This is a genomic window from Vibrio sp. QJM3NY_21 (assembly GCF_057785975.1).
Map to the genome: position 1 here is coordinate 1,234,236 of NZ_CM173513.1, position 15,969 is coordinate 1,250,204.

A 15,969-nucleotide genomic window follows, 5' to 3' on the forward strand; every position below is an offset into this window, starting at 1 on the left:
TTTTTTAATAATTTTGTCTCAATAAATCTTACGATAACTGGTAAGTTACATGTGATTAATCTATGTTATAAAAATATTTATAGTTATGGATGATCACTAATGTATAGAGCCTCCGTTGTCCTATTGACAGCCTTAGCTGGGTTGTCTGGGTGTGGTAAGGAGCTTCCTCCCGTACCTGAACCTGATTCTAGACCCGCCAAACTCTTCACTGTCTCCGTCGGTAGTAATGCCTTTGAACGTAGCTTTCCAGCCACCACAGAAGCGGGTGACAAAGCAGTACTGGCATTTCGTGTTCCAGGGCTACTTCAGACTATCGATGTTACGTCTGGTCAACAGGTTACCAAAGGTGATGGGCTTGCAACGCTTAACCCTGACGAATATCAGTTGTTAGAGAAGCAAGCGAGAGCCAACTTTAAGCTTGCCGATGTTCAATACCAACGTTCAATTAAGTTGCGTAAAGATCGCGTCGTATCTGAGCAAGACTTCGACCAAGCGAAAGCTAATCATAATTCTGCTAAAGCGGTGCTTAACCAAGCAAAAGCCAACCTACGTTATACCACTTTGGTTGCGCCTTACGATGGTACTATCTCCATAATTCCTGCTGAAAATCATGAATATATCGCTGCCAAACAAGGCGTGATGAATATTCAAACTAATCAAATCCTCAAAGTCGTATTCTTATTACCCGACCAACTTATCACGCGCTTTTCTTCAGGGTTTGAGACGGATGCAACCATGGTTTTTGATGCTTTCCCGGGTAGCTCCTACGCTTTAGCATTCCAAGAAGTGGATACCGAAGCGGATCCCAAAACCGGGTCGTACAAAGTCACCATGGTAATGGAGAGACCAACCGATGTTGGTATTTTGCCGGGTATGTCAGGCACGGTTCATTTAGTTTCAGCGTTAGCGGCCGCCACAAAAATTCCCACATCAGCAATGATGACTGATGGGGATGATGTCTCTGTGTGGCGCGTGAATAGCGACGGTATTGTTGAAAATGTCGCAATCATCATCGATGAAAAACGCCATATTGTTTCAGGGTTGAACGATGGTGATCGCATCGTAACTTCTGGTGTTAATGGTCTTGAACCGGGCGTTAAAGTTCGAGAGTGGATCAAGGAAAGGGGGCTATAACATGAAAACACTTAAAGTGGCCGCTGGACTGTCGTGTTTGGCTTTACTTACGGCTTGTGAAGATAAACAAGTTGTAGAAGTGAATAACACACCCTTGGTTAAAGCTATCGAGATTTCAGTCATCGATTTTAGCGACAAACTCTATTTCCCTGCGGTTGCAAACGCTGCCGAGAAGGCTCACCTCAGCTTTCGAGTCGCTGGTGAAATCAATAAGCTTGATGTGAAAGAAGGTGAGCGTGTTTCACAAGGAGACATCATTGCAGAGCTTGACCCTACCGATTATCAACTGGATGTCGACAATGCTCAGGCACGTTACACGGTAATTAACAGCCAATACAGACGTTCAAGTCCGCTAGTGAAGAAAGGTTTATTGGCGAAGTCACAGTTTGATGAAATTGCTGCTCAACGCCAGATCGCTTATGCCGAGCTGGAACTCGCAAAACTGCGCTTGTCGTTCACTAAGCTTCGTGCCCCTGTTGATGGGATCATTTCTCGTGTCAGTGTCGATCAATATGAAAATATTCAGGTAGGCCAACAAGTGGTAAATATCCACAGTGTCGAAGATGTTGAGGTTGTTATTCAGCTGCCTGACCAAATCTACGTCAACCAACCGAGTGAACAACTGTTATCGAACGTTGAGGCTGTGGTTAGAGTGCCCAGTGGCAATGAATACACGGCGGCTATTAAGGAGTTCACCACTGAACCTGACCCAAGCACGGGCACGTTCACGGTTACGCTTGCTCTACCTATGCCGGAAGATGATTTGATTCTGGATGGTATGGCCGTTGAGGTGACGTCAAATGGGCGAGATATCGGCTTGGAGTTAAAAGCTGGGGTACTTATCCCAATCGAAGCTGTATTTAATGCGGATGGCGATGATTTAACGCGTCAGAACTCTTATGTATGGGTGCTCAATGACGACAATACCGTCTCGAAACAGCAAGTCGTATTAGGAAAAGCAAATCAGAAAACGTTGCAGGTCATGAAAGGATTGGAAATGGGGCAGCATGTCGTTGTTGCAGGCATATCGCGATTGCGAGATGGGATGACAGTGGAAGTATTGTCTCAGGAGACGAACAATGAGTGAAGTAAATAACAAGCCCCAGAATGACGATCAACAAGGTGATGATCAGATCACAGGTGTTGCTTCTTACTTTATACGTAACAAAGTCATTAGCTGGATGCTATCTCTGATCTTTCTTATTGGTGGTGTCTCTGCCTTTTTCGGCTTGGGTCGTTTAGAAGATCCTGCCTTTACCATCAAAGATGCGATGGTTGTGACCTCTTACCCAGGGGCCACACCTCAACAAGTCGAAGAAGAAGTTACTTACCCGCTAGAAAAAGCGATTCAACAACTTACCTATGTGGACGAAGTGAACTCTATCTCTAGCCGCGGCCTATCACAGGTAACGGTGACGATGAAGAACAACTACGGCCCAGATGATCTTCCGCAAATATGGGATGAACTTCGCCGAAAAGTGAATGATCTCAAGGTTGAACTGCCACCCGGCGTCAATGATCCTCAAGTCATCGATGACTTCGGTGATGTTTACGGTATTTTGCTGGCGGTGACGGGGGATGGCTATAGCTACAAAGAGTTGCTGGATTACATTGATTACCTAAGGCGAGAGCTAGAGTTGGTTGATGGGGTCAGTAAAGTCTCCGTTTCCGGCCAACAACAAGAGCAAGTGTTCATTGAGATATCGATGAAACGGATAAGCTCTCTGGGTCTGTCTCCAAGCACGGTATTTAACCTTTTATCGACTCAAAATATTGTATCCAGTGCAGGAGCGGTAAGGATTGGTGATGAATATATTCGAATCCATCCAACGGGTGAGTTCCAAAACGTTGAACAGCTTGGTGATTTGATTCTTACGGAAGGTGGTGCTCAAGGGCTTATCTATCTAAAAGATGTGGCGAATGTAACTCGTGGTTACGTTGAGGTACCGAGTAACATCATTGGTTATAACGGCGAACTCGCGCTTAACCTGGGTGTCTCTTTTGCGCAAGGCGTGAACGTGGTCGCAGTGGGTGAAGACTTTGATCGAAGACTCGCCGAGCTTAAATATCAACAACCCGTCGGTATCGACATCTCCGAGGTTTATAACCAACCTAAAGAGGTGAACAAGTCGGTAAGCGGATTTGTAGTGAGTTTAGGACAGGCGGTTGCGATCGTAATCGTGGTGTTACTGTTCTTCATGGGAGTACGATCGGGTCTGTTGATTGGTTTGATACTGCTATTGACCGTATTCGGCACCTTTATTTTCATGCAGTACTTCAAAATCGACCTTCAACGTATTTCACTGGGCGCGTTGGTTATTGCCTTGGGGATGCTGGTGGATAATGCCATTGTGGTGGTGGAGGGGATATTGATCGGCACGCAGAAGGGGCGAACCCGGATGCAGGCCGCCACTGATATCGTGACCCAAACCAAATGGCCACTGCTTGGCGCAACGGTGATTGCGGTCACCGCGTTTGCTCCAATAGGTTTGTCTGAAGATTCAACGGGCGAATACTGTGGCACCTTGTTTACGGTGCTATTGATTTCACTGATGCTGAGTTGGTTTACCGCCATCTCGATCACGCCGTTTTTTGCCGATATCTTCTTCAGAGGACAGAAAGTTGATCCCGATAACGAAGGTAAAGACCCATACAACGGGATGGTTTTTGTTATCTATAAAAACTTCCTTGAGTTCTGTATGAAACGCGCGTGGCTAACCATGATCGTTCTGGTGATTGGTTTAGGTGCGAGTGTGTACGGTTTTGGCTTTGTGAAACAAGCATTCTTCCCATCTTCAACTACTCCGATGTTCCAAGTGGATGTTTGGATGCCAGAAGGTACTGATATTCGAGCAACTAATACTAAGTTGAGAGTGCTTGAGAGTTGGTTGTCGGAACAAAGTGAAGTTGAACATATCACGACCACGGCCGGTAAAGGTCTGCAGCGTTTCATGTTGACCTACTCACCCGAGAAGAGTTATAGCGCGTATGGCGAAATTACGGTTCGTGTGAAAGATTATCAGGTACTTGAGGGGCTGATGCGTCGCTTCCGTGAACACGTTGACAGTCAGTTCCCTGAAATTGATTATAAACTTAAGCAAATTGAATTAGGCCCTGGTGGCGGTGCAAAAATTGAGGCTCGAATCGTCGGTTCAGATCCAACCGTGCTACGTTCAATCGCAGCTCAAGTTATGGACATCATGCGTGCCGATGACGGAGCGTTTAACGTTCGTCATGATTGGCGTGAAAGAACTAAGGTCTTAGAGCCTCAGTTCAATGAAAGCCAAGCGCGTCGTTATGGTATTACCAAGTCTGACGTTGATGATTTCCTAGCGATGTCTTTCTCTGGTAAGTCGATTGGTGTGTATCGTGATGGTACTACGCTGATGCCTATTGTGGCTCGTTTACCTGAAGATGAGCGAATTGATATTCGCAACATCGAAGGTATGAAGATTTGGAGCCCGGCATTAAGCGAATACATTCCGTTGCAACAAGTGACGCTTGGCTACGAATTGGAATGGGAAGATCCGCTTATCATCCGTAAGAACCGTAAGCGTATGCTGACGGTAATGGCCGACAACGACCTATTGGGTGAAGAAACGGCTTCGACGTTACAGAAACGCTTACAGCCACAAATTGAAGCGATTGAGATGCCACCGGGTTATTCGTTGGAGTGGGGTGGTGAATATGAGTCATCTGCTGATGCACAAGCGTCACTGTTTACCACTATGCCAATGGGTTACCTGTTCATGTTCTTGATTACCGTGTTCTTGTTCAACTCGGTCAAAGAGCCGCTGATAGTTTGGTTGACGGTTCCATTAGCACTAATTGGGGTAACGACAGGCTTATTAGCCTTGAATACACCATTTGGCTTTATGGCATTGCTAGGCTTCTTGAGTTTATCCGGGATGCTACTTAAGAACGGTATCGTATTACTTGATCAAATTGAGATTGAAATGAAATCAGGTAAAGACCCTTATGTTGCGGTAGTTGATGCAGCATTGAGTCGTGTTCGCCCAGTATGTATGGCAGCGATTACAACGATTCTAGGCATGATTCCGTTACTGCCTGACATCTTCTTCAAGCCAATGGCAGTAACCATTATGTTTGGTTTAGGCTTTGCGACTGTACTCACGCTAATCGTAGTACCTGTGCTGTATCGTTTATTCCATAAAATTGAAGTGGCTTAACGTCAACAAACCTTTGAAATAATGCCCCTATTTGGGGCATTATTTTTCTGTACGATTACTAAAAGAGACTATCGAAATGGAAGCGAATACAGTTGATAGAACGTGTGCATGGGCACTTAAGCACGAACTAGAAAGGGAATATCACGACGCAGAGTGGGGCGTGCCTGTTTATGATGACCAAGTTCTGTTTGAGTTCATTACTTTAGAAGGCGCTCAGGCTGGTCTTAGCTGGATTACTATCCTTAAAAAGCGCGAAGGCTATCGTGCTGCGTTTGATAACTATGATCTCAACAAGCTTGCAGCGATGAACGAAGACAACGTGCCTCATATCATTGAAAACTTCGATGTGGTTAAGCATAAGGGCAAGATCGCCTCTGTATACGGTAATGCTCGAGCAACGCTTGAACTCCAGAAAGAGTTTGGCTCTTTATCAAATGCTTTATGGCAATTTGCCGATAACAAGGTGATAGAGAACAACTGGACTGAGATGTCTCAAGTTCCCGCTTCTACCGAGCAATCTAAAGCGATGAGTAAGTTTTTGAAGAAGAGAGGCTTTAAGTTTGTAGGTGAAACAATCTGTTACGCGTTTATGCAAGCGACAGGTATGGTTAATGATCATCTAGAAGGTTGTCCACACAAATAAAAATGTCATTTCTCGTCGCGAAATAATTGCGTGAGAATTGGAAAATTTACTGGTCATTTGTAAACTATTCAATATCATATGCGACCGAATTCAAACCTAGAAGACGATAGTGAAACAACAAATCTACCAAATATGTGATGCTAGTTATGATCCCTTGCTTAGGCAGTTTGTGCGTGAAGATGGCCACGTAGAAACAATTGCGCCGTTAGAAGGTAAGGTGTTTCTATTCTTGCTTGAAAATGCTGGTGAGTGCATCGAGCGAGGTCTGATATTTGATAGGTGTTGGGGTAATGTAATTGTTTCAGAGCAAGCGCTGACTAACGTTATCTCAAAGATTCGAAAAACACTGTCTAGGGTAACTTGTGGTTGCGCGACGATTCGTACCGTTAGTAAGACGGGGTATTCTCTTGAAATCGACGAGTTGAGCCGGTCCACAGTAACTGAAGAGGTGCCTTCTCAAGCGAGTAAAGAAGTCTACGAACTAGGTGTCTCGCTTGCCGATTCTACGTTGAAGCAAAACGTACCTTTGTCCCAAGAAATGTCCCAAGAAATAACCCAAGACCCGTTAACAATAAATGAAGTCTTGATTGATGCAGATTCTGCGAAAGTTGTTTCTTCCGAGCTACCTAGTGACTCACATCTAGATCAGAGTGCAGTTAAGCAAGAACAGGCAAATGTTGTGTCTAATAGACACCTCGCTAAAGCCGGTTATTTACTCGCTTTGGCTTGTGTCGCAGTAACGGCGTTCAACCTTTTCCAAACCTACTATACGCCCCTGCCTTATTTTATTGATAAAGCGGAATATCGTGACAGTTACACCGACAATACCAACCACTACTTCTTCCATATTGCTCATAATGACTCCTATTCGTTGCCTGCGGTCACTCAAAAGCTTACAGCGGTGATACCGAGCCACTGTAACGTTGATGTCTTTGTCCGTATTTACTCATCAGTCGACCAACCCGAAGATGACGCGTTATACATGTTGATTCAAAGGAAAGATGGTGAGGCTCTGAATTATAGTGCTTCGGTTTTCAATGTAGAGTCGTCTTTTGATTCCTTTGCTCAGTATATGAAGAAGAGGAGTTACTTTTGCGACTAATTGGTTTACTCATTTTAGTGGTAATTGCTGCTGCAAGTTTTTTGCCAGAACAGAGCGTATTAGCGGGCACTCGATGGCATTGCAAAACGATTAAAACTGATTTTTTATCTCAGGCATTCCAACCATATCAATCGCTTTATGAGCGTATAAGCCTTACTTTTCAATCTGACCATACCTTTAGCATGAGAGAGTTTGTGACGATTACAGAGCAAGACGGTAAGGAGAGTACTATGGAAAATCTGTATTTCGGGCACTATGAGCTTGATGGGAATAATTTGTCGATGAGCATTATAGATGTGAGAACGGCGACCCCTTTCCATGATCCAATTATTAACAATGAATATAGTGAGTATAAAGGGGTGACGATTGATTACGCTATTGCAGTTAAGGATCAGTCTTTGTACTTGTTCAATGAACACCGCTCTGAAATTTTCAATTGGGTGTGCTTTGACGTTCAGTAGCTTTTTAAAGCGATGTGTCTAATGCGCTAATCTAAAAAAGGCAGGAATATCCTGCCTTTTTGGTCTGAGTCTGCTAACGCTTTAAATTAAACGAGCGCGTTGTAACGCTCCAATCCTGCCTCTAGGTCCGCAATCAGATCGTCAACGTCTTCTAAGCCGATATGAACACGTACCAAGGTTCCAGCGAAGTTAGGGTTCGCTGCTGTTCTTAGGCTATCAAAGCTGTTCGGTTCGTTCGCTAAAATCAAGCTTTCAAAACCACCCCATGAATAACCCATACTAAAGTGCGTCATACCATCAAGCAGCGCTGTGGTCGCTTTTGTATTTGAGTTCTTCAGCACGAAAGAGAACAAGCCATTACCACCAGTGAAATCTCGTTTGAAGAATTCATGGCCTGGGCAAGACTCAAGGGCAGGGTGACGAACATGATCAACCTCAGGTCGAGTCTCCAGCCATTTTGCGACTTTCAAGCTGCTCTCTGCATGTTGGCGTAGTCGAACGTCAAGAGTACGAATACCACGAAGGGCAAGGTAAGCGTCATCTGGTGATACACATTGCCCCATCAAATAGCTCTGTTCTCTTAGTTGATCCCAACACTTCTCGTTGGCAACAGCCGTACCTAACATCACATCAGAGTGACCAACAATGTATTTGGTCGCAGCTTGAATCGAGATATCAACGCCAAAATCAAACGGTGAGAAGTTCACACCAGCAGCCCATGTGTTATCGAGCATCACGATGATGTCGTGTTCATGAGCAATACGCGCTAGCGTTGGAATGTCTTGCACTTCCATGGTGACTGACCCAGGAGATTCGGTAAACAGCACCTTAGTGTTTGGCTTAATAAGGTCTTGGATGCCTTCACCGATCGTTGGCTCGTAGTAGGTCGTCTCTACACCCATCTTCTTCATGATGGTGTCACAGAAATCACGCGTCGGTTCGTAGCAGGTGTCGACCATCAGAATATGATCGCCTGTTTCTACAAAAGAAAGAATGGCATTTGAAATGGCCGCAGTACCACAAGGGTAAAGTGCACAGCCTGCGCCGCCCTCGACTTCAACCATGGCATCTTGGAAAGCGAAGTGAGTGTTGGTTCCACGGCGTCCGTAAAAAAGCGTTTTATTAGCGCGATTAATCGTAGCTTTACGCTTTTCTTCTACTGAGTTGAACACGACAGTAGAAGCGCGCTGTACTGGTGGGTTAACGACACCATTGGTCCACTTCTTATCACGACCTGCAGTGATCAGTTTAGTGGTTTTGTTCTCGGACATGCTGTGAATTCCTTATCAATCGGTTATGTCCTATTTAAAACATGCCAATAGCATTCAAAGCAAGAGCAGAGGGGGAGTTTTTATGCTTTTCTTTCGCTTTTTAACCTTTCACGTCGTTTATCGTGAAAGGTCAAAAATCTGATAAGCATAGAGATATGAGTCGCAGTGGGTCCATTGATTGGATTACAGCAGTGGATTGAACAAATAGAACAATCGTTCGAAGAAGCGGTTACGTAAATTTCTCTGCTCCCATTGCTCCAATTCCACTGGATGAGATGATTCAATATAGGATTGCTGTAAATCAAACAGTTGTTTGGTGAAGTGTACGTCATCAACGGCTAGTGTCACTTCGAAGTTTAGCCAAAGGCTACGCATGTCGATATTGACCGTTCCGATTAAGCAAAACTCTTCATCAATCACTACCGATTTGGTGTGAAGAAGGCCACCGTAAAACTCGTAAATCTTAACGCCAGCTTCAAGTAACTCTGTATAGAAAGCGCGAGAAGCCCATTTAACCATCAATGAATCGTTGTTGTGTGGAATGATCAGTTCGACGTTTACGCCCCTTTGCGCTGTCATTTTTAGCGTCTCTAACAAGTCGGCACTCGGGACAAAATAAGGTGTAGTGATGCGCACAGAACGATTGGCTTGATTAATGGCAATAGTCAGAACTTGTAGGATCAAATATTCCGGCATACCAGGACCAGACGGAACGACCTGAACCGGATGGTGCGTCATTATTTCTTCAATCGGGCATTCAGGTAAATCAGGAAGAATGCGCTCGCCTGTTTCTACTTCCCAATCCCAACCATGAATGGCCGAAAGCACGTTAACTGTTGGCCCAGTGACTCGAACCATTACGTCGATCCATTGACCAACGCCTGAACTCTGCTTGAAATACGCCGGATCCACCATGTTCATTGAACCGGTATAGGCGATGGATTCATCAATCACGATGATCTTACGGTGCTGTCTTAGATCTAGGCGACGTAAGAAAATACGCCATGGGCTTACTTCTAATGCTTGCACAACTTGCACACCAGCGTCTTTCATCATTGAACGCCAATGGCTTTTGAAAAAGCGTGGACTACCTGCTGAATCGAGTAAAACCTTAATATCTACGCCACGTTTGGCCGCTCGAATCAGTGCAGAGGCTACGGAGTCGGTTAGGCCACCTGGATGCCAAATGTAGAAAACCATTTTGATACTGGTTTGTGCGTTTTCTATATCTTCGATAATTGCGTGCAGGATCTCATTGGGTGAAGCTTGCAGTGAAAGTGTGTTTCCACTAAGTGCAGGAATACCCATTCGATTATTACAAAGCTCATCAATCTTGTGGATTGGGGAGCCAACTTTACCTGGAAGGTGAACCTGACAATCATTTAATTGGCGGAACCAATCACCGAACGGAGTAAACATGCGATGTGCGCGCTCAGCCCGCTTTCTACCTAGGTTTAGCTCGCCGAAAAGGAAGTAACAGGCCACGCCAACAATCGGGATAATGTAGATAACCATCAACCACGCGAGAGAAACGCTGACAGAGCGTCGTTTTAGTACGACACGAAAGGTCACACCGGCGACGAGAACCCAGTACAAAGCAACGGAAGCTAAAGTTAAAAAATGGTAGAGCTTTTCCACATTGAATACTCGAAAAAAGAGACACTTAGATAGTAATGCTATTTTGAGGATATGGGAATTTAAGGAATCAACTATTTACAAAATAGAGCAAAAGCTGTAAACAGGTTATAGTTGTTAAGTTTTGGTTAACTTAAGACGAAAACGATTGTTTTGTATAAAAAGACGGCATTTAACCATAAAAATTTACATTGGTAACGAAATATGTACGGTTCGGACTTCCAATTTTATTCTTAAACTGGTTTACTTGCCATACAACGAGCGTCAATCAAATCTTTTAAGTGTGTAAATCTTTTTATACACCTTATCTTTTAAAGACGCCACCCAAAGCAAAACACAACATCACACAACACAAAAGTTTGGAGTACACGTGGCTACTAGTAATACAACCACAACACCCCGTGATACCTGGGGTTCGAAGTTAGGATTCGTAATGGCTGCAGCAGGTTCTGCTGTTGGTCTAGGTAACATTTGGAAATTCCCTTACACAGCAGGCGAAAGTGGCGGCGGTGCATTCGTTGCAATTTACCTGTTTTTTGTAATCTTCATCGGTTTCAGTGTCATGCTGACTGAATTTGCGATTGGCCGTCATACGCAAAAATCAGCAGTAGGTGCATTTAAATCAACTGACCGTCGTTGGACGTTCGCCGGTGTTATCGGCGTAGTCAGTGGCCTACTTATCATGGGTTTCTATCCTGTAGTAGGTGGCTGGTCTATCGCATACATCGGTAAGATTGCTGGTGGTCTACTAGACGCACCTGAAGCAATCGGTGACAGCTTCGGTGGTTTTATCTCAAACCCAGTTCAACCACTTATGTGGATGGGCCTATACCTACTACTTAACGTTGTTATCGTTATGAAAGGTATCTCTGGCGGTATTGAGAAAGCGGGTAAGATCCTGATGCCACTTCTTTTCATTATCCTTATCGTGGTATCAATCAAAGGCATCATGCTTCCGGGCGCGATGGCTGGTCTTGAATTCCTATTCAGCCCTGACTTCTCTAAAGTAGATAGCAATGTAATCCTAGCAGCGCTAGGTCAAGCATTCTTCTCACTAAGTCTTGGTATGGGTTGTATGTTGACATACGGTTCTTACCTTAAGAAGAAAGAGAACCTAGTTCAAACTACGGCTATGGTTACGGCGATGGATACAGGCGTTGCTATCCTAGCTGGTGTAGCTATGTTCCCTGCAATGTTCGCATTCGGCATGGAGCCTGCCGCGGGTCCTGGTCTAGTATTCGTTGTTGTTCCTCAGCTATTCGCTGAAATGGGCGGCGTAGTTGGACTGCTATTTGCTCTAATGTTCTTCGTTGGTCTAAGTGTTGCGGCACTGACTTCTTCAGTATCTCTACTTGAAGTGGTGGTTTCGTACCTAATCGATGAGAAAGGCATGAAGCGTGTGACTGCAGTACTGTCTGCAAGTGTAGTAATGGCGATTCTATGCATCTTCGCTTCTCTATCACTTGGCGGCTTCGGTCCAACATTGTTTGGTACTGGTGCATTCGATATCTTCGACTTACTAACGGATAAAATCTTCCTAGCAGTTGGCGGTATGTTGGTATGTATCTTCGCTGGTTGGAGACTAAACCGTGCTGACCTAGAGAAAGAAATCACTAACGACGGTGAAGTATCTTTCCCACTATTCGGCCTATGGTACACACTTGTTAAGTACATCATCCCAGTAGCTATCGCTATTGTAGCGTTTATGGGTATCTCTTCTGGCTTCGACAGCGGTAAAGGTGCAATCATGCTACTAGGTATTGGTATTATTGCTGGCTCTGCGGTCATCTCTAAGAAGTTATAGTTCTAAGAAGCTATAGTTATTAGAAACCATAGCTCTTAGTAGCTACAATCGCGAGTTAAAGTAAGTTAAGAAACGGGAGCCATTGGCTCCCGTTTTTTTATGCTACTAACTTAATTATCAAAGAAAAATAAATACTTAAAGTTATTGGTCTGGTAGCCGATATAATGAAAAGTAATAGCTGATTGAGCTGTATTTTATTTAAGTAGGTGTTGTGTGAAATTGTCAGTTAGGAAGAAGTTGTACGCTGGGTTTGGCTCTATATTGGCGGTGCTTGTCACGTTAGTCGGTATTGTATGGATAGAAGTCATTGGAGCTCACAAGAGCGCTGATGAAATTAGAATGGATGATGTACCGGGAACGGTGACCTACCTTGTATTGATAGATGAAGCGGGGGATGTTTATCGCGATGCACTTGGTGCGATTACTCAGGCCGACAATGCGCTTAATGATTATCGAACCAACAAGAATGAATTTGCTCAGGCTATTAAAGAAGCAAAACGTTTAGAGAGTCGAGGCTCAGAAGACCATCGCCGTATTGAGCGAATTGAAGACCTGATGGGGCGCTTTACTCAAGAGTTTGAATCTAAGCTTGTACCTATGATCAACGACGAGTCTGCGCTGTTATCGAATATCCAGCAGCTTCGCTCCTTATATGAGAGCAATCTAATCTCGGTTGAAAACTTACTGGATCAAGCGTCTGCAAGTGAGCGTGCCGATACAGAACAATCGCTGCTTGTATTAACCGATTCGTTTACCACCATCGAACGCACTATCATGGTGTTGTCTGCCATTGCGATTGTGTTTGGTTGTGTGATTGCGTATGTATTGTCTAGCTCTATTACTAACCGTCTAACTCGTGTTGAACAAGTTGCGCGACGCGTGGCAAATGGCGACCTTACCGCTGGAGATATTGTTGATAATTCTGGCGATGAACTGGCCGATCTTGCTACGTCGATTAACCAGATGCAGAAATCTTTGGTCAACCTATTAGGTTCAATTTCTTCTGTGACGAACCAAGTTCAATCGGTGACAGGTGAGCTATCATCAATCAGTCAAGACATCGTTTCTGGTGCCTCTGCACAAGCTGATAAAGCTAACCTGATTGCGACTGCCGCAGAAGAGCTAAGCTTGACCATTTCTGAAGTCGCGCAACAAGGTACTTCTACTTATGAAGAGGCGCGTCGCTCAGAAACGTCAGCAGAAGATGGCCGTAACGTGATTGTTGAAATGGTGGCAAGTATCCAACAAGTGTCGACTCAAATGAGCGACATGTCGGTACAAATGAATACGCTAGGTTCACATGGCGAACAGATTGGCAGTGTTATTAAGGTAATCGAAGACATCGCTGGACAAACCAACCTACTGGCGCTGAATGCTGCGATTGAAGCGGCACGTGCTGGTGAGTTTGGACGTGGCTTTGCGGTGGTTGCTGATGAAGTACGAGCACTGGCAGAGAGAACGACCAAAGCGACTCAAGAAGTGTCTGGTATCATTCAGTCAATTCAATCTGGTACGCAAGAAGCGGTGACTTACACTCAAGATAACTGTCGTTTAGTTGAGATTGGTGTAGAGCAAAGCTCTGGCGCAGTTTCGGCGCTAGAAGCGATTGTAAGTGGTGCTGGCAATGTACAAAGCATGGTCAACTCTATCGCTACTGCGGCAGAAGAACAGACAGCGGTGACCAAAGAAATTGCAGCGGATATTACGGCGATCAGTGATATTTCTGAGCAGTCTTTGCAATTGGCGACTCGCAGCTCTGAAAATACCTCAGGCTTGAACGCTAAGGTTGCCGAGCTAGAAGCATTGGTGGGTAAGTTCAAACTTGCTTAGTGTGTGTGGCTTTGTTCTATTTGCCGAATGCTAATCGAGTAAAGACTAAGCACTGATCGCTACTTGCTGAAAAGAAGCCCAATGATTCAATATTTATTGAGTGAGTTGGGCTTTTTCGTAGCTGGAATCTGGGTTCAGACACGGTATACTCCACGTTCTACAATGGAGCTAGCCTTTAAATGTTCGACATTCTTCTGAACCACTCTGATTTTTTACTCATAAACAAACATCCTGGCGTCAGCGTCCATAAAGACGATGGCGATACCATGTTGTTGCAAGAAGTTGCTAAGGCAATCAACGAGCCGAAGTTATATCTCGTTCACCGCCTCGATAAAATGACCTCAGGTATTCTGCTGTTAGCAAAGAATGCCTCGGCAGCGAGTGAGCTTTCGCAGCTGTTCGCAAAGCGTGAAGTCGAGAAGTACTACCTTGCGATTGGTTCGAAGAAACCAAAGAAAAAGCAGGGGCTGATTTCAGGAGATATGGAGCGTTCACGACGCTCAAGCTGGAAGTTACTGACAAGCAAAGAAAATCCAGCGATTACCCAGTTTTTATCTGCAACGGCTGAACCCGGTGAGCGTCTATTTTTATGTAAACCCTATACGGGGCGAACTCACCAGATCCGTGTTGCGATGAAGTCGATCGGCTCAGCCATTGTTGGTGACCCTATTTATAATCCATCGAGTGAGGCCGACAGAGGTTATCTGCATGCCTTCGCGATTCGATTTACCTATCAATCACAAGCCTACGAATATGTCTGTGATCCAAGAAGCCTAAACTCCTTGGGCGAGAAGTGGCATCAAGAGATCGTGTCTAATGGTTTAGACAACTGGCTTGAACCTTGGTCATTAACTTGGCCAAAGCTAAACACTAAGTGAGTGAAATAATGGAAGCATCAGCTTTACCTCTGTTTTTTAGTCATATTGAACAGCAACTTAATGAAGTGCCGAATGAACTACGCCGTATTTTTCACGGTCGTGGTAAGTTTTGGCCTGGCCTAGATCAACTGACATGTGATTGGGTTGATGGGCAGTTATTGGTTAACGTATTCAAAGAAGTAGATGATGAGTTCTTATCATCTCTTAAAGCGGGACTGGTCGATCTCACCAATAAAGATATCTGGCAAGTAAAGCAGGGCACCAGTATTGTTCTGCAACATCGTTATGCCGATGGTGCGCCATCAGAGGTTTTATGGGGTGAACTTAATGACTCACCCATCGTGGTTGAGCACGGTCTTAAGTACCAACTAGACATTGGCCGTAATCAGAACTTTGGTTTGTTCCTCGACATGCGTAATGGTCGCCAGTGGGTACAAGACAATGCTAAGGATAAGAATGTTCTTAACCTGTTCGCATACACTTGTGGTTTCTCAGTAGCGGCTATAGCTGGTGGCGCTCGTCAATGCATGAACGTAGATATGTCGCGCGGCTCGCTAAACAAAGGCCGTGATAACCACCGTTTGAATGATCACGACATGCGCTCGGTTAACTTCCTTGGCTACGATATATTTAAGTCGTGGGGAAAAATCAAAAAGGGTGGCCCTTACGAGTTGGTTATCATCGACCCGCCTTCGTTCCAAAAAGGCAGCTTTGCTTTAACTAAAGATTACAAAAAGATCTTACGTCGCTTGCCTGATCTTCTGACAGAAGGCGGAGAAGTGATTGCTTGTGTTAACTCACCAGCAGTATCGCCAAACTTCCTAATTGAGACGATGGCAGAAGAAGCGCCTAGTGTTGAGTTTATCGAACGTTTAGACAACCCACCTGAGTTTGTCGATGTCGACCTTGATTCAAGCCTAAAGGTATTGAGATTTCAAATTAAAGCCTCTACTGACGCTTAATTGAATTTCAGAATCAGCTAAAAAACGCAGCTCATATGAGCTGCGTTTTTGTTTATGAG

At 44.6% G+C, this 15,969-nt stretch carries 12 protein-coding genes; 10 read left to right on the forward strand and 2 right to left on the reverse strand.

The window, feature by feature from the left end; all coding sequences use genetic code 11:
* The first annotated feature begins 99 nt into the window (after positions 1-99).
* From AC3CID_RS05630 to AC3CID_RS05655, 6 genes are all read left to right on the forward strand, one after another.
* Positions 100-1,134 (forward strand): efflux RND transporter periplasmic adaptor subunit, encoded by a 1,035-nt coding sequence (locus AC3CID_RS05630; protein WP_017086192.1) that lies wholly within the window; start codon positions 100-102, stop codon positions 1,132-1,134.
* A 1-nt stretch (position 1,135) separates the two neighbouring features.
* Positions 1,136-2,221: an efflux RND transporter periplasmic adaptor subunit gene (locus tag AC3CID_RS05635; RefSeq protein WP_488524471.1), complete on the forward strand. Its 1,086-nt coding sequence runs from the start codon at positions 1,136-1,138 to the stop codon at positions 2,219-2,221.
* Positions 2,214-5,324 carry an efflux RND transporter permease subunit gene (locus tag AC3CID_RS05640; protein WP_017083278.1) on the forward strand — a complete coding sequence of 1,037 codons (3,111 nt, stop codon included), beginning with the start codon at positions 2,214-2,216 and terminating at the stop codon, positions 5,322-5,324. The genes AC3CID_RS05635 and AC3CID_RS05640 overlap by 8 nt, the downstream gene beginning before the upstream one ends.
* A gap of 76 nt (positions 5,325-5,400) precedes the next feature.
* Complete coding sequence (locus AC3CID_RS05645; protein WP_488527056.1) at positions 5,401-5,967, forward strand: DNA-3-methyladenine glycosylase I; 567 nt, start codon at positions 5,401-5,403, stop codon at positions 5,965-5,967.
* A gap of 109 nt (positions 5,968-6,076) precedes the next feature.
* Complete coding sequence (locus AC3CID_RS05650; protein WP_428786395.1) at positions 6,077-7,069, forward strand: winged helix-turn-helix domain-containing protein; 993 nt, start codon at positions 6,077-6,079, stop codon at positions 7,067-7,069.
* Positions 7,060-7,530 (forward strand): hypothetical protein, encoded by a 471-nt coding sequence (locus tag AC3CID_RS05655; RefSeq protein ID WP_488527057.1) that lies wholly within the window; start codon positions 7,060-7,062, stop codon positions 7,528-7,530. Before AC3CID_RS05650 ends, AC3CID_RS05655 begins: the two co-directional genes overlap by 10 nt.
* An 86-nt stretch (positions 7,531-7,616) precedes the next feature.
* Here AC3CID_RS05655 and AC3CID_RS05660 read toward each other — a convergent pair whose 3' ends face one another.
* Entirely contained in the window at positions 7,617-8,801 is a 1,185-nt protein-coding gene (locus AC3CID_RS05660) for a cystathionine beta-lyase (protein WP_488527058.1), read from the reverse strand.
* A gap of 183 nt (positions 8,802-8,984) precedes the next feature.
* On the reverse strand, positions 8,985-10,439 hold the full coding sequence (gene cls / locus AC3CID_RS05665) for a cardiolipin synthase (RefSeq protein ID WP_488527059.1): 1,455 nt from the start codon (positions 10,437-10,439) through the stop codon (positions 8,985-8,987).
* A 367-nt stretch (positions 10,440-10,806) separates the two neighbouring features.
* Between cls and AC3CID_RS05670 the strand changes: the two genes are divergently transcribed.
* The 4 genes from AC3CID_RS05670 to AC3CID_RS05685 all read left to right on the forward strand — a co-directional run bounded on the left by AC3CID_RS05670 (position 10,807) and on the right by AC3CID_RS05685 (position 15,910).
* The gene (locus AC3CID_RS05670; RefSeq protein ID WP_146457335.1) at positions 10,807-12,240 is read left to right on the forward strand and encodes a sodium-dependent transporter; all 1,434 of its coding nucleotides are present in this window, start codon (positions 10,807-10,809) and stop codon (positions 12,238-12,240) included.
* 213 nt (positions 12,241-12,453) lie between these two features.
* Positions 12,454-14,070 carry a methyl-accepting chemotaxis protein gene (locus AC3CID_RS05675; protein WP_488527060.1) on the forward strand — a complete coding sequence of 539 codons (1,617 nt, stop codon included), beginning with the start codon at positions 12,454-12,456 and terminating at the stop codon, positions 14,068-14,070.
* A gap of 179 nt (positions 14,071-14,249) precedes the next feature.
* Positions 14,250-14,948, forward strand: a complete 699-nt coding sequence (locus tag AC3CID_RS05680; RefSeq protein ID WP_004734618.1) for a TIGR01621 family pseudouridine synthase — start codon at positions 14,250-14,252, stop codon at positions 14,946-14,948.
* 8 nt (positions 14,949-14,956) lie between these two features.
* Positions 14,957-15,910 (forward strand): class I SAM-dependent methyltransferase, encoded by a 954-nt coding sequence (locus AC3CID_RS05685; protein ID WP_488527061.1) that lies wholly within the window; start codon positions 14,957-14,959, stop codon positions 15,908-15,910.
* Positions 15,911-15,969: the final 59 nt, after the last annotated feature.

Bases quoted from the DNA above. Each gene is read 5' to 3' on its own strand.
- AC3CID_RS05630 (WP_017086192.1), top strand. From the start codon at position 100: ATGTATAGAGCCTCCGTTGTCCTATTGACAGCCTTAGCTGGGTTGTCT.
- AC3CID_RS05635 (WP_488524471.1), top strand. From the start codon at position 1,136: ATGAAAACACTTAAAGTGGCCGCTGGACTGTCGTGTTTGGCTTTACTT.
- AC3CID_RS05640 (WP_017083278.1), top strand. From the start codon at position 2,214: ATGAGTGAAGTAAATAACAAGCCCCAGAATGACGATCAACAAGGTGAT.
- AC3CID_RS05645 (WP_488527056.1), top strand. From the start codon at position 5,401: ATGGAAGCGAATACAGTTGATAGAACGTGTGCATGGGCACTTAAGCAC.
- AC3CID_RS05660 (WP_488527058.1), bottom strand. From the start codon at position 8,801: ATGTCCGAGAACAAAACCACTAAACTGATCACTGCAGGTCGTGATAAG.
- AC3CID_RS05680 (WP_004734618.1), top strand. From the start codon at position 14,250: ATGTTCGACATTCTTCTGAACCACTCTGATTTTTTACTCATAAACAAA.
- AC3CID_RS05685 (WP_488527061.1), top strand. From the start codon at position 14,957: ATGGAAGCATCAGCTTTACCTCTGTTTTTTAGTCATATTGAACAGCAA.